The following is an 11,761-nucleotide window of genomic DNA, read 5'->3' on the forward strand; positions in this document are numbered from 1 at the left end:
GCGGAGCAACCGACGAGCAGCACAGGGGGCCCGCGAACTGCCGCAGCCCCCTCCCGATCTCGCCCCTGACACGCTGAGGACGACCCATACGATGCCGAACCCCACCGATGCCGCGGCCGAAGAGTTCATCCATCTCCGGGCAGCGGGCGTGAGCCTTGTGCTCGACCTGCGGGGCGACGGCCTGCCCACCGTGCTCCACTGGGGTGCCGATCTCGGCGACCTCTCGCGTCAGGAGCTGGCACAGCTGGCCGACGCCGTCACCATGCCGAACATGCCGGGATTCGACGACGCCGTGCCGAGGGTCTCGTTGCTGCCCGAGCACGGCACGGGCTGGCCAGGACAGCCGGGATTGTCCGGGCACCGCCAAGGCGCCGACTGGTCACCCCTGTTCACCCTCGACTCGGTGGAAACCGACAACCTCTCGGTCCTGATCCGGGCCAGCGACACCACCGCCCGCCTCGGTCTCGTCCTGGAAGCCGCGCTCACCCCCTCCGGGCTTGTGCGCATGCGGGCCGCCGTACGCAACAACGACTCGCTACGGCCGTACACGCTCGACGGATTGATGCTCGCGCTGCCGGTACCCGACGCCGCTACCGAACTGCTCGACCTCACCGGCCGCTGGTGCCGTGAACGCGCCCCGCAACGCCATCCGTTCAACGCCGGCACCTGGCTGCGCGAGACCCGCAGCGGGCGTACCGGACCCGACGCCGCACTGGTCCTCACCGCCGGCACACCGGGCTTCGGCTTCGGCCACGGCGAGGTGTGGGGCCTGCACATCGCCTGGAGCGGCAACCACCGCATCCTGGCCGAGCGGCTGCCCACCGGCCGCCCGGTCGTCGCCGCGGGTGAACTGCTGCTTCCGGGCGAGAAGGTCCTCGGCCCCGGCGAGCAGTACACCGGCCCGTGGCTCTACGGCTCCCACAGCGACCAGGGCCTGGACGGACTGTCCGCCCGCTTCCACCACCACCTGCGCGCGCGTCCCGGTCACCCGCACCGCCCCCGCCCGGTGGTGCTCAACACCTGGGAAGCCGTCTACTTCGACCACGACCTCGACAAGCTCACCCACCTCGCCGACCTCGGCGCGGAGGCCGGCGTGGAACGTTTCGTCCTGGACGACGGCTGGTTCCGCCACCGCCGCGACGACCGGGCGGGACTCGGCGACTGGTACGTCGACGAAACCGTCTGGCCCCACGGCCTGCGCCCGCTGATCGACCATGTCCGCGCGCTCGGCATGGAGTTCGGCCTGTGGGTCGAACCGGAAATGGTCAACCCCGACTCCGACCTGGCCCGCGCCCACCCCGCATGGATCCTGGCCACCGGTGGCCGCACCCCCGCCGACCGCCGCTCCCAGCAGGTCCTGGACCTCACCCACCCCGAGGCCTACGCGTACATCCTGGAGCGGCTCGACGACCTGCTCACCGAGTACGACATCGCCTACCTCAAGTGGGACCACAACCGCGAACTGGTCGACGCCGGCCACTCACCGGGCGGCGAACCCGCAGTCCACGCCCAGACCCTCGCCGTCTACGCCCTGCTCGACGAACTGCGCGCACGCCACCCGGGCCTGGAGATCGAATCCTGTTCCAGCGGCGGCGGACGGGTCGACCTCGCCATCCTCGAACGCGCCGACCGCGTCTGGGCCAGCGACTGCAACGACGCCCTGGAACGCCAGTCCATCAACCGCTGGACCGGTCTGCTCCTGCCACCCGAACTCGTCGGCTCCCACATCGGCGCCGCCCGCTCCCACACCACCGGCCGCACCCACGACCTCGCCTTCCGGGCCGGCACCGCGCTCTTCGGACACCTCGGCATCGAATGGGACCTGACCCGCGCGAGCGAGAGTGAACGCACCGAACTCGCCCGCTGGATCACCCTCTACAAGCAGCTCCGCGGCCTGCTGCACACCGGGCGTGCGGTCCGCGTCGACCATCCCGATCCGGCCCTGTGGGCCCACGGCGTCGTCTCCCACGACCGTACCGAAGCCGTCTTCGCCCTCACCGCCATGGCCACCCCGGTCACCGCCCACCCCGGAACGCTACGACTGCCCGGCCTCGACCCCGACACCACCTACCGGCTGCGCCCGCTGCCCCCGGCCGATCAAGCCCCCGGCATGGAACGCGGAACCCCCGCCTGGTGCACCAAGGACGGCATCACCCTGCCCGGCAGGCTCCTGGAACGGGTCGGCGTCCAGATCCCCACCCTCCACCCCGAACAGCTCATCCTGCTTCACCTCACGAGCAGCTGAGCCACCGCCACCGGCCCCCGGGCGACCGTCAACCTCCTTCAGGCGCGGGCCAGTTCCGCCGCGCCGAAGGAGACGTCGAAGCGGTCGCACCAGATGCTGACGCTGCTGTAGCGGGACAGGTCCACGTCCTCGGGAACGGTGTAGTTCTGACTGCCCTTGTTCCCCTTGAGCTTGCCGAGACTGACGTACTCCCCGTCGTCGAACACCCGCCAGCCGTCCGGCCCCTCCTTCACCGGCGCATCGGTCAACCACACCCGCAGGTCCGGGCCGTTGCTCGTGTCGAGCTGCTCCAGCCGGACGACGTGGGTGCCGTCGGCGAGCCGTACCAGCTTCACCGTGCCCGAGGTGGAGTGCTCATGGCTGAGCAGTTCGCCACTCGCCAGTGTCCGCGGCCCCGCAGCCGCGGAGGCGCCGGCGGAGGGCGCGACCGCGGGAGGCGCGGAGCCGGCCACGGCACCGGGCAGCGCCTCGTCCACCGTCTCGTCCTGCCACAGCTTCCAGGGCTGGAACCAGTACAGCCCGAACCCCACCGCGGCGACGGCCACCACCAGGCCGCTGATGAACAGCCGCCCCCGCAGCGCCTTTTGCGTCCGCCCCATTACCGCCTCGCCTCCCGCAAGCTTTTGTCACCGCCCATTCAACGCAACGGACGACCCTCTTACGGTCCGCGAAAGGTGACGGAAGTCTTACGCCGGGGATTCCGCGGACCGGCCGCGTACGAAGATGAGCGCCACCAGTGCCAGACCGACGATCCCGCCCACGAGTTGGGCGCCGATGAAGCCCAGCAGCGAGCCCGGCGCGATGCCCGCGAAGGTGTCGCTGAAGGTCCGGCCGATTGTCACCGCCGGGTTGGCGAAGGACGTGGAGGACGTGAACCAGTAGGCGGCACCGATGTACGAGGCCACGGCCACGGGTGCGAACCGGAGCTGGTTCGTGCGGGCGAGGCCGAAGATCAGCAGGATGAGCCCGGCGGTGGCCACCACCTCGCCCAGCAGCAGATGACCGGCTGAGCGGTCGTGCGTGGACCACTCCACCAAGGGCTTGCCGAACATCGCGTCCGCCAGGACGGCGCCCGCGATCGCGCCGACGATCTGCGCGGGGACGTACACGGCGACCTCGCGGGCCGTGACACCGTCGCCGCCGCGTCGTGCGGTCCACCACTCGGCCAGCGTGACGACGGGGTTGAAGTGCGCACCCGACACCGGGCCGAGCAGCAGGATCAGAATGCCGAGGCCGAAGACGGTGGCGATCGAGTTCGCCAGCAACTGGATGCCGACGTCTTGCGTGAGTTCGGTCGCCTGGATACCGGAGCCGATCACGATGGCGACGAGGAGTGCGGTACCGAGCAGTTCGGCCGCGGCTCGGGAGGCCAGCGGGGTACGGGGTGGCGTGGCGCCCGGCGCGGGCTGCGGCTCCCCGGTTCTGTCGTGCTCGACGGCCTCGGTGGCGGTCAACAGGACTCCTTCATTGCAGTCGCCGTAGCGACGGTGATCAGGGGCAGGACCGCTTGACGTTGTTCTCGGCGGTGGCGCGCGCGGTCTCCGCCAGGTCGGCGAACTGCCCCGCGAGGGTGGCGATGACGTCGGACTTGAGCCGGTAGTAGGTGAACCGGCCGCAGGGCTCGGTCTCCACGACCCCGGCCTCGCGCAGCACCTTCAGATGATTGGAGAGGTTGGTCTGCTTGGCCCCCGTCTCCTCGATCAGGTGCGTGCTGCAGAGCGTCTCCCTCGCGAGCAGGGTGATGATCTGGAGGCGGAGCGGGTCCGCGAGAACCCGCATCAGATCAGTGTCGACCGACGTCATCATGGGCTGATATTTTCACATCAGTCCGAGCTGATACCAGCCCGGGCTGAACCCTGGGATCCGCATCCCCACATCCGGGGAGTCCAACCTGGACTGACCGGTCACCGACCCCGAGGGCGCCCCGATCGCCGACGTGCGCCGCATCCGCGACGAGATCCACCCCGCATCACCGAACTGCTCGACTCGCCGCTGAGCGCCTGGACCCCGTACACCTCGCACTCCTCGCCCTAAGGAAGCACCCATGTCCTCCAGCCCGCTCGCCTCCGTGCTCTTCGTCTGCGTCCACAACGCCGGGCGCTCCCAGATGGCCGCCGGTTTCCTGACCCACCTCGCGGGCGACCGGATCGAGGTCCGCTCCGCCGGCTCCGTCCCCGGCGAACAGGTCAACCCGTCCGCGGTCGAGGCCATGAAGGAGGTCGGCGTCGACATCTCCGCGGCCGAGCCGAAGATCCTGACCACGGAGGCCGTCCAGGCGTCCGACTACGTCATCACCATGGGCTGCGGCGACGCCTGCCCGGTCTTCCCCGGCAAGACGTACCTCGACTGGGCCCTGGAGGACCCGGCGGGCAAGGGCGTCGAGGCTGTCCGCCCGATCCGGGACGAGATCAAGACGCGCATCGAGGCTTTGATCGCCGAGATCGACGCGAAGCGGGAGGCGTGACCCCGGCGACCGACGGAACCGGGGAAAAGCCATGACGACGCTGCGCAGCGCAGTCAAAGCAATACCGGAACCCTTCTCCTTGGCGCCGCGTCACAAGGTCATGAAGCGGACCTTGCTCCTCGCCTCCACAGCCCTTGCGACCACAAACGCACCCTCACCGGCCACGACGGATGCAACAGCCTCAAGGGCGAGGCAGTCGTGCATGCCGACCGGTCCGCGGTCACCTTCGACAGCGAGTACGCGACGACGGCAATCGACTGCTACCCGCCCGACCACGTCGACGTCGTACCCCCCGCAGGGACCTACGAGGCCCGCGTAACCGCCCGCACGCTCACCCTCACGGGCCCGGACGGCCACGTCATCATCCTGAGGCGATGAGACAGCGCCCTTGTGCTGCCCCGCGAGGGTTCGGCCGATGAGTTTTCGGCGGCTGTGCGGTCTACCTGTCGACGAAGGGAGCGCACCATGCGCGAGATCATTGTTTGCACGTTCCTGACCCTGGACGGCGTCATGCAGGCGCCGGGCGGTCCGGACGAGGACGCTGAGAGCGGCTTCGAGCACGGCGGCTGGCAGAAGCCGGTGGACGACGAGGAGGTCGGCGCGGCCATCGCCGGTTGGTACGAGCCCGCCGACGCGATGCTGCTCGGCCGCAAGACGTACGAGATCTTCGCGTCGTACTGGCCGACCGCCGACCCCGCCAACCCGTTCACCGAGCGGATGAACAGCATGCACAAGTACGTGGCCTCCCGGACCCTGACGTCCCTCGAGTGGCAGAACTCCACGCTGCTGGAGGGCGACATCGCCGACGCCGTACGCGATCTCAAGGCGTCCGACGGCGGCGACATCAACGTCGTCGGCAGCGGCGACCTCGCCCAGACCCTCATGCGGCACGGCCTGGTCGACGAGTTCCGGCTGACCATCCATCCGGTGATCATCGGCACCGGCAAGCGGCTGTTCGCCGACGGAGCGATCCCCACGGCGCTGGAGCCGGTCAGCGTCTCGACGACGAAGGGCGGCACCGTCGTCGGCGTCTACCGGCCGAACGGCAAGCCCAGTTACGACAGTTACTAGTCAGGCACCCCATGGGGTCGCCCTCTTGTGGAGTCATGACCGGGCCGGGTTCGTGAGGCGCGGGTCCAGGCCGTACTGGTCGTGGGCGCCGAGGTTCTCGCGCAGGGTGGTGCCTTCGTAGTCGTCGTGGAACAGGCCGCGTTCCTGAAGGATGGGGACGACCTGGTCGACGAAGGTGTCGAAGCCGTCGTGGTAGCTGTCGATGGCGATCGAGAAGCCGTCGCAGGCCCCTGCCTCGAACCACTGCTGCATGTGATCGGCCGTGTCGGCGGCGGTACCGGCGACCACCGGGTGGTAATCGATGACTCCGTGGGCGAGCACGTCACGCAGCTTCCAGCCTTGCCGGACCACTTCGAGGGCACGGGCGGAGCGTGGGTCCTGCGGGCTGGGTACGGCGTCGGCGAGTTGGTCGGCGGTCAGGGGCTCGTCGAGCTGGGCGGGGCCGAGCGGGAGGCCGATCATGGCGCCGAGGTAGGCGACGCGTTGGTTCAGGTCGACGACCTCGTCCAGGAAGCGGCGCCGTTGAAGGGCGGCCTGGCGGGAGGGGGCGATGGTCGGCATGAACCCGGCGAGCATCTTCACCTCGTCCGGGTCGCGTCCGGCGCGCTCGGCCGCGTCCCGCAGGGCCTGGCGCTGGGCCCGGGCGTCCTCGACGGTGTACGGGTTGGCGTAGACGCCGCTGGCGTAACGGCCCGCGAGTTCCAGGCCGTAACTGCCGCCGCCTGCCTGGAAGATGACCGGCTGGCCCTGCTCGGACGGGGGAATGGGCAGTGGGCCGCGGGAGGCGACGTGCTTGCCCTGCAAGTTGACCGGCCGGAACTTGTCCATGTCGGCGAAGCGCTTGCCGTCGACGTCGAGCAGCCAGGCGTCCTGATCCCAGCTGCCCCACAGCCCCTGCACGATCTGGATGACCTCGTGGGCACGCTCGTACTTCTCCGCGCGCGGCGGGATCGTCGCGCCGAAGTTCGCCGCGGCGGCCGGGGCGGAGGTGGTCACGGCGTTCCAGCCGGCCCGGCCGTGGCTGATCACGTCCAGGGCCTTGAACTGGCGGGCGAGATTGTAGGGCTCGGTGAACGTGGTGGAGGCGGTGGTGACCAGGCCGATCCGCTCGGTCTCGCGTGCGAGGACGGTCAGGATCAGCAGCGGGTCGATCATGTGGTGCGGGGCATGGTGGTCGAGGTCGACGTCCAGGACCGGGGTGTCGGCGATGAACAGCAGCTGGATCTTGCCGCGCTCGGCGGCCTGCCCGTAACGCACGAACTGGTCCATGTCCGTATAGCTGTTCAGGTTCGCACCCGGTAGCCGCCAGGCCCCGGGTGCGGCGCCGTATCCGCCGCTGAACTGCATGCCCAGGACCATCTGTCGGCTCGTCACGGTTACTTCTCCTCCGAATTACCAAATACGGTGCGGGCGCAGGACCTACGGCCTGTCGAGGACTCCCGGGGTGTCATGCAGGACCACGCTCCGCTGCAGTGGAACCCGCTCTGTGCGAAGGGTGTTCACCGGCGCCGCCGGGTCAGCCATGCCGAAGGAGATGCCGAACAGCAGCTTGAGCTCCGCGGGGACATCCAGGAACTCGCGGACGGTGTCGGCGTAGACGCCGAGGATGGTCTGCGGGATGCCGGCCAGCCCCCGGGCCGCCAGCGAGAGCAGGAAGTTCTGCGCGTACATCCCGATGTCGCCGGCCGTCCGTACCCCGTCGCCCAGGGCCGGCATGAACAGGAAGGCGGCATGGGGAGCACCGTAGAACTCCAGGTTCTCGCGGACCGCCGCCCTCCTGCCGCCCTGGTCCGAGCGCTCGACGCCCCTGGCCCGGTAGACACTCGCGCCCAGGGCCCGCGACCGCTCGACGTAGACACCCTCCTCGCCGTAGCCGTCGGTGAAATCCGACGAGGTCCGTCCCTCCTCCTCGGCCCGGAGCAGGTCCTTGGCCAGGGCGTCGCGCGCCGCACCCGAGACAACGTGCACCGTCCATGGCTGGGTGTTGCTGTTCGAGGGCGCGGTCTGTGCGTCTTCCAGCACGCCGCGGATGTCCGAAGAGGACAGGGCGGTGGGCAGGAACCTTCGGGGGGAGCGTCGGGAGCGCGCGATGTCGGTGAAGGGTGATGTGGTGCCGGGCACGGCGGTTCCTCTCCATGGGCGCGCAGTCACCGCCACGGCGGCCACGGCGGGGTGCCGTACGGCGGGCCATGCGAGGGGCAGGCCGTGCGGGGCCGGCTGCGGCGCGTTCTGGGGGCGCCGGCGGGCATGCGGGTGCTCGCGGGCAGCGGCGTGCCGAGACTGCGGTCTGCGGGCTGCAGCGCGGGGACTGTGCGCTCTTGGTGTTCGCTTTGTGAGGCCGCTCTCGTTCGTTGCGTGCGCGAGGGCGGCGCTGGGGTTGGTTCAGCGGTGGGCGGCTCGGTTCATCTCGACGACGTCGTCGACGGTGGGGTTGGCGCCGAGGGCGGCGATGCGTTCGGGGAGGCTGTCGCGGATGGCCGCGTCTTTGGCGCGGTCGGCCGCGGCCAGGGCTGCCGGGAGTTCGTCGACGGTCAACTCGGTGCAGTAGGCGGGGCTGTTGGGCTGCTGGCGCCAGGAGTCGGCCAGGGGGCCGGCGTCGTAGGGGTCGAAGCCGGTGTCGTCCACCAGACTCATGGCCACCTTCCGCGCCTGCTCGCTGTCGCCGGAGACGGGGATGGCGAGGCGTCCGGGTGTTCCGGCCGGGACGCCCTTGGTCCGCTGGGTCTCGGCCAGCGCGGCGTTCCACGCCTTGGTGACGGGGCGGCCGAGCAGCTCGGCGGTGTACAGGCTCTCCACCTGGCCGTTGTCCACCACCTCGATCGGTTCGCTGAGCATGCCGGGGTAGTAGTTCGCGGTGTCGATGACCACCGTCTCGTCGGGCACCGACGCGAACACGTCTGCCAACTGGCCCGCCACCCCGAACGGGATCGACAGGATGATGACGTCCCGGCCCTGAACGGCCTCGGCAAGGTCCACGGCACGGGCCCCGGACTCCAGCACCTCCGCCCTGACGACCGCGGGGCCGCGGGCGTCGGCCACCTGCACGTCGTGACCGGCCGTGCTGAGCTTGGCGGCGAGGTTCCCGCCGATGGCACCGGCGCCTATAACAGTGATTTTCATGATTTGTCCTTGAGAGGTTATGCCGCCCCGAGGGCAGCGCGAGGTGATGGCCGTGTGGTGATGCCGCCTGGCGCGGCAGGGGTCAGGGCGGCGGAGTGCCCGGCGCTTTACGCCTGTGCGCCTTGCTCGCGGTAGCCGCTCGCAATGAGGGTGCGGAGCCGGTCGAGTGACTCCTCCTCGGTGCCGGTGCCCTTGATCCAGGCGACGGAACAGGCGGCGAGGAACAGGTCCTCTCCGCGCACCGACGCGCGCACGCGCCCCGCGAGCTGCGCGGTCCGCACGTACTGGTCGGTGGCGGAGATGAGGATGTGGCAGGGAATCGTGAGCGGGTTGTCCGGCTCCTGCGCCCGGGCCGCTGCCATGAGCGGGTCCGGCAGCCCGCTGAAGGCGCTGAAGTACTCCTCCATCGCCCGCAGCCACTGCTCCAGCGCCTCGGCCGGGTCGCCGAGCTGGTCGATGTCGGCCTGGCGGGCGACCAGTTCCTCGGAGCGCGTCTGCAGTACGGCCGCCAGCAGCGCTTCCCGGGTGGGGAAGTGCCGGTACAGGGTGCCGGGCCCGACGCCCGCCTCCTTGGCCACCGCTTCGAGGGAGGTGCCGACCCCGTGCTGGAGGAAGTGGCGCTGCGCGGTCTCCAGGAGGGCCGCACGGTTGCGCTGGACGTCCGCGCGGGGCTTGCGTCCTCGCTGTTCGTCGGCGCTCATACGCCCTCCTGCGTCTCGTGATCTGATGGCGACAGCAAAGCGGATGCTGCCTCCGTATGGACTCAAGAGTAAAACGGAGGCGGCATCCGGTCAAACCGGCGGCTGATCACTTGGACGAGGCGGCTGGGCCGCGTACGCGCGAACCCGTCCCCCGGCCCGGGACGTCAGGGGGTGAGCTGCTGGTGTCCGATGACGGAGAGCAGCTCGAGTTTGCTGTGGCTCTCCGTGCCGGGGCGAGTGGTCAGCACCACCAGGGCCTGAGCGCGGTTCTCGGTGAACAGGAGCTGGGCATCGACATCAATACGGCCGAGTTCCGGATGGAGGACGGTCTTGCAGTCGTCGTAGCGTTGCGCGACCTCTTGAAGTTCCCACATGCGGACGAACTCGGGGCTGTGTTCCTGGAGTTCGGCGAGGATCCGGGCGGCCCGGGGAGTGTCGCTGCCGGATGTCAGCGCGGCCCTCAGGCGGGCCGCCTGGGCGCGGCCGTGGCGTTCGCGGTTCTCCTCGGGAACCATCAGACGGTCGGCCGGGTCCATGAACCAGCGGTAGTAGGCGCTGCTGGCCAGACCGGTGTGGCGGGTCTGGTCGCCGAGCAGCGCGACGGCCAAGGGGTTCATCGCGAGGGTGTCGAGCAGGTCGGTCTGCACCATGGCCGGGGAGTCGTCCAGGCGGTCCAGGACCCGCAGCAGCGTCGGGCTGACGTGGTCGGAGCGGTGGAAGCGGGCCGGGGCGTTGTGGCCGATGAGGACGAAGAGATGGTCGCGCTCGTCCAGGGACAGCCGCAGTGCCCGGGCGAGGGCCGCGGTGATCTGGACGGAGGGCTGCGGAGCACGCTGCTGTTCCAGCCGGGCGTAGTAGTCGGTGGACATACCGGCGAGCTGCGCGACCTCCTCGCGCCGCAGCCCCTGCGTACGCCTGCGCGGCCCCTCGACCAGCCCGACATCGCGGGGCCGCAGCGTCTCACGCCGGTGACGCAGGAACGCCGCCAGTTCCTTCTTGTCCATGCCGCCATCCTCGCCTCATCCGTCCCGGCTATCCAGAGACCGCCGATCCATGGATGAGCACTCATCTCCCGCCCACGTGCAGCTGCTCACGGAGGGCGGGAGGCGCTCGCAGCCAGCCGACCCGAGGGTCACCGGCCTCTGGGAGAGGGCATGCGGCGGGAGGCCCGTCGAGGACGTCAAACGGGCCTCGTCGCCTGAACCGGCCCGCACGACGGTGTTCGCCGTGTCGGCCGGGCACTCGCGCCTCTCGCCACCCGGGACGGAGTCGGCCGCTACCTGTGCGACGACCGAGGCGCAGCCGATGACGCTTCCCTTCGGTGAGGATCACGCCGAGGCGGGGTCACCACAGGTCGGTCAGCTGCCGCTGATCATGGCGAGGACGTCGTCGTAGGAGCCGTTGGCCACCGCGTCGCGGATGAACCCGGCGCGCTCGACGACCAGCTCCTTCGCGTCGGGCTTCTCGCGCAGCAGGTCGAGGGTCTCGGTGAGGAAGTCGTCCAACGGCATGGACTGGTCGCTGTCCTGCTGTCCCAGCAGGGTTGTGCGCACGCCCGGCGGGACCACTTCGATCACCTGGACGCCGGCGTCGGCACCGGCGAGCTGGATGCGCAGGCTCTCGGAGAGGGAGTGCAGCGCGGCCTTGGTCGCGCTGTAGGTCGGGGTGCTCTGGTACGGGACGAACGCCAGCGCGGAGGTGACGTTCATGAGGACCGCGTCGTCCTTGCCCACCAGCAGCGGCAGGAAGGCGTACGTCATCCGGATCGTGCCGAGCAGGTTGACGGTCACGTGGTCCTCGGCGACCGTGAGCCCGACCGGGTCGAGGAGGTCCTCCCGCAGCATGATGCCGGCGTTGTTCACCAGGACGTTCAGCCCCGGGTGGCTGGCCGCCACGGTCTCACGGGCGCGGGCGATCGAGTCGGGGTCGGCGACATCGAGGACGAGGGCGTCGATGCCCGGGTGCTCGGCCGTGATCTCGTCGAGGAGTTCCTTGCGCCGGCCGGCGACGATCACCTTGTTGCCGGCCTCGTGCAGATGCAGGGCCAGCCCGAGGCCGATGCCCGAGGTTCCGCCAGTGATCAGGATCGTGTTGCCGGTCATCTTCATGGGGTCTTGCTCCTTCGGTACGGCGGGCCGTTGAGCGTCCGCGGCCTCGACC

At 70.0% G+C, this 11,761-nt stretch carries 13 protein-coding genes; 4 read left to right on the forward strand and 9 right to left on the reverse strand.

What is annotated here, in order from left to right; translation table 11 throughout:
• Positions 1-91: 91 nt before the first annotated feature.
• Positions 92-2,245, forward strand: coding sequence for an alpha-galactosidase (locus OG381_RS03935; RefSeq protein WP_327714674.1), 2,154 nt, complete (start codon positions 92-94; stop codon positions 2,243-2,245).
• 38 nt (positions 2,246-2,283) lie between these two features.
• Here the strand turns inward: OG381_RS03935 and OG381_RS03940 are convergent, their stop codons facing one another.
• The 3 genes from OG381_RS03940 to OG381_RS03950 all read right to left on the reverse strand — a co-directional run bounded on the left by OG381_RS03940 (position 2,284) and on the right by OG381_RS03950 (position 4,051).
• Positions 2,284-2,844 (reverse strand): DM13 domain-containing protein, encoded by a 561-nt coding sequence (locus OG381_RS03940; protein ID WP_327714675.1) that lies wholly within the window; start codon positions 2,842-2,844, stop codon positions 2,284-2,286.
• 87 nt (positions 2,845-2,931) lie between these two features.
• Positions 2,932-3,699 carry an MIP/aquaporin family protein gene (locus tag OG381_RS03945; protein ID WP_327714676.1) on the reverse strand — a complete coding sequence of 256 codons (768 nt, stop codon included), beginning with the start codon at positions 3,697-3,699 and terminating at the stop codon, positions 2,932-2,934.
• A gap of 37 nt (positions 3,700-3,736) precedes the next feature.
• Complete coding sequence (locus tag OG381_RS03950) at positions 3,737-4,051, reverse strand: ArsR/SmtB family transcription factor (protein WP_327714677.1); 315 nt, start codon at positions 4,049-4,051, stop codon at positions 3,737-3,739.
• 238 nt (positions 4,052-4,289) lie between these two features.
• Here OG381_RS03950 and OG381_RS03955 point away from each other — a divergent pair, with 238 nt between their 5' ends.
• From OG381_RS03955 to OG381_RS03965, 3 genes are all read left to right on the forward strand, one after another.
• The gene (locus tag OG381_RS03955) at positions 4,290-4,709 is read left to right on the forward strand and encodes an arsenate reductase ArsC (RefSeq protein ID WP_327714678.1); all 420 of its coding nucleotides are present in this window, start codon (positions 4,290-4,292) and stop codon (positions 4,707-4,709) included.
• A 198-nt stretch (positions 4,710-4,907) separates the two neighbouring features.
• Positions 4,908-5,087: a hypothetical protein gene (locus OG381_RS03960; protein ID WP_327714679.1), complete on the forward strand. Its 180-nt coding sequence runs from the start codon at positions 4,908-4,910 to the stop codon at positions 5,085-5,087.
• A gap of 87 nt (positions 5,088-5,174) precedes the next feature.
• On the forward strand, positions 5,175-5,780 hold the full coding sequence (locus OG381_RS03965; RefSeq protein ID WP_327714680.1) for a dihydrofolate reductase family protein: 606 nt from the start codon (positions 5,175-5,177) through the stop codon (positions 5,778-5,780).
• A 33-nt stretch (positions 5,781-5,813) separates the two neighbouring features.
• Here the strand turns inward: OG381_RS03965 and OG381_RS03970 are convergent, their stop codons facing one another.
• The 6 genes from OG381_RS03970 to OG381_RS03995 form a co-directional block, all read right to left on the reverse strand.
• Complete coding sequence (locus tag OG381_RS03970) at positions 5,814-7,154, reverse strand: NtaA/DmoA family FMN-dependent monooxygenase (protein WP_327714681.1); 1,341 nt, start codon at positions 7,152-7,154, stop codon at positions 5,814-5,816.
• Between the two features lie 45 nt (positions 7,155-7,199).
• Positions 7,200-7,901, reverse strand: coding sequence for a nitroreductase (locus tag OG381_RS03975; RefSeq protein WP_327714682.1), 702 nt, complete (start codon positions 7,899-7,901; stop codon positions 7,200-7,202).
• Positions 7,902-8,162: 261 nt separating this feature from the next.
• Positions 8,163-8,900: an NADPH-dependent F420 reductase gene (locus OG381_RS03980; RefSeq protein WP_327714683.1), complete on the reverse strand. Its 738-nt coding sequence runs from the start codon at positions 8,898-8,900 to the stop codon at positions 8,163-8,165.
• A gap of 107 nt (positions 8,901-9,007) precedes the next feature.
• Positions 9,008-9,601, reverse strand: coding sequence for a TetR/AcrR family transcriptional regulator (locus OG381_RS03985; protein WP_327714684.1), 594 nt, complete (start codon positions 9,599-9,601; stop codon positions 9,008-9,010).
• Positions 9,602-9,765: 164 nt separating this feature from the next.
• On the reverse strand, positions 9,766-10,605 hold the full coding sequence (locus tag OG381_RS03990; protein WP_327714685.1) for a helix-turn-helix transcriptional regulator: 840 nt from the start codon (positions 10,603-10,605) through the stop codon (positions 9,766-9,768).
• A 354-nt stretch (positions 10,606-10,959) separates the two neighbouring features.
• Positions 10,960-11,709: an SDR family oxidoreductase gene (locus tag OG381_RS03995; RefSeq protein WP_327714686.1), complete on the reverse strand. Its 750-nt coding sequence runs from the start codon at positions 11,707-11,709 to the stop codon at positions 10,960-10,962.
• Positions 11,710-11,761: the final 52 nt, after the last annotated feature.

The sequence above is a fragment of the Streptomyces sp. NBC_00490 genome (genome assembly GCF_036013645.1).
Lineage (GTDB): Bacteria > Actinomycetota > Actinomycetes > Streptomycetales > Streptomycetaceae > Streptomyces > Streptomyces canus_F.

What these genes read in the sequence shown, in the direction of transcription:
- OG381_RS03980 (WP_327714683.1), bottom strand. Translation starts at nt 8,900, where the DNA reads ATGAAAATCACTGTTATAGGCGCCGGTGCCATCGGCGGGAACCTCGCC.
- OG381_RS03985 (WP_327714684.1), bottom strand. Translation starts at nt 9,601, where the DNA reads ATGAGCGCCGACGAACAGCGAGGACGCAAGCCCCGCGCGGACGTCCAG.
- OG381_RS03965 (WP_327714680.1), top strand. Translation starts at nt 5,175, where the DNA reads ATGCGCGAGATCATTGTTTGCACGTTCCTGACCCTGGACGGCGTCATG.
- OG381_RS03940 (WP_327714675.1), bottom strand. Translation starts at nt 2,844, where the DNA reads ATGGGGCGGACGCAAAAGGCGCTGCGGGGGCGGCTGTTCATCAGCGGC.
- OG381_RS03950 (WP_327714677.1), bottom strand. Translation starts at nt 4,051, where the DNA reads ATGATGACGTCGGTCGACACTGATCTGATGCGGGTTCTCGCGGACCCG.
- OG381_RS03990 (WP_327714685.1), bottom strand. Translation starts at nt 10,605, where the DNA reads ATGGACAAGAAGGAACTGGCGGCGTTCCTGCGTCACCGGCGTGAGACG.
- OG381_RS03935 (WP_327714674.1), top strand. Translation starts at nt 92, where the DNA reads ATGCCGAACCCCACCGATGCCGCGGCCGAAGAGTTCATCCATCTCCGG.
- OG381_RS03955 (WP_327714678.1), top strand. Translation starts at nt 4,290, where the DNA reads ATGTCCTCCAGCCCGCTCGCCTCCGTGCTCTTCGTCTGCGTCCACAAC.
- OG381_RS03995 (WP_327714686.1), bottom strand. Translation starts at nt 11,709, where the DNA reads ATGAAGATGACCGGCAACACGATCCTGATCACTGGCGGAACCTCGGGC.